Genomic DNA, 1,076 nt, shown 5'->3' with positions numbered 1-1,076 from the left:
CGATGACAAAACCGCCGCACTGCTTCTCAACACCCCAAATAGTGCCCGACTAATGTTGTGGGTTATGGTGTTGTTTTTTGTTGCAGCCATTGGTTGGGCGTCGTGGGCACAGATCGACCAAGTCACCGTCGGTCAAGGTAAAGTAATTCCCTCTTCTCAAATCCAAGTAGTCCAAAACTTGGAAGGTGGTCTCGTCAAAGAAATTCTGGTGAAGGAAGGACAACTGGTGAAAAAAGGCCAGCAACTTCTGTTGATCGACGATACTCGTTTTCGCTCGGACTACCGCGAACGTGAACAACAAGTTGCCAACCTGACCGCCTCGGTATTACAACTTTCTGCTTCTATCAACAGCGTTGCCGTCAATCGCGATTTTAATATTCAAGATTGGGAAAAAAGCGTCGTTCTCGATTACGGCAAACTGACTTTCCCACCGGTATTGGAAGAGACGCAGCCACAATTAACTCAGCGTCAAAAAGCAGAATACCGCGAAGATTTGGATAACCTACGCAACCAACTGTCGGTGATCGATCAACAAGTTGAGCAAAAACAGCAAGACTTGGTCGAGATTGAAGCGCGAGTGCGCAACTTACGCCAAAGCTACCAATACGCGAAGAAAGAACTGGATATCACCCAACCGTTGGCGGATGAAGGCGTTGTTCCGCGTATTGAGCTACTAAAATTGCAGCGCCAAGTGAACGACACTCGCCGTGAAATGACATCTAGCGAACTGAAAATCCCAGTGATCAAATCCGCCATCAAAGAATCCATGCTCAATCGCATTGATGTGGCGTTGAAGTTCCGTTCCGAACAACAAGAGAAACTCAATAATGCTCAAGACCAACTGTCTGCATTAGTTGAATCGGCAGTTGGCTTGGAAGACCGCGTAAACCGCACAGTGGTGGTCTCTCCGGTGACAGGCAAAATCAAAACGCTGAACGTCAACACCGTTGGCGGCGTTATCCAACCGGGTATGGACATCGTTGAAATCGTACCAACCGAAGACACCTTGTTAGTTGAGGCGAAAATCGCCCCGAAAGACATCGCTTTTCTACGCCCGAACCTAAATGCCATCGTAA

At 48.0% G+C, this 1,076-nt stretch carries 1 protein-coding gene; it reads left to right on the top strand.

Annotated features, from left to right (window positions below):
* The coding region (locus tag R7O12_RS26615; RefSeq protein WP_318127073.1) for an HlyD family type I secretion periplasmic adaptor subunit at positions 1 to 1,076 on the top strand (1,076 nt) is incomplete at both ends.

It is taken from the genome of Vibrio sp. Vb1574 (assembly GCF_033338675.1).
The sequence above is the reverse complement of the archived record's forward strand: the minus strand, read 5'-3'. Positions and strand labels throughout refer to the sequence as shown.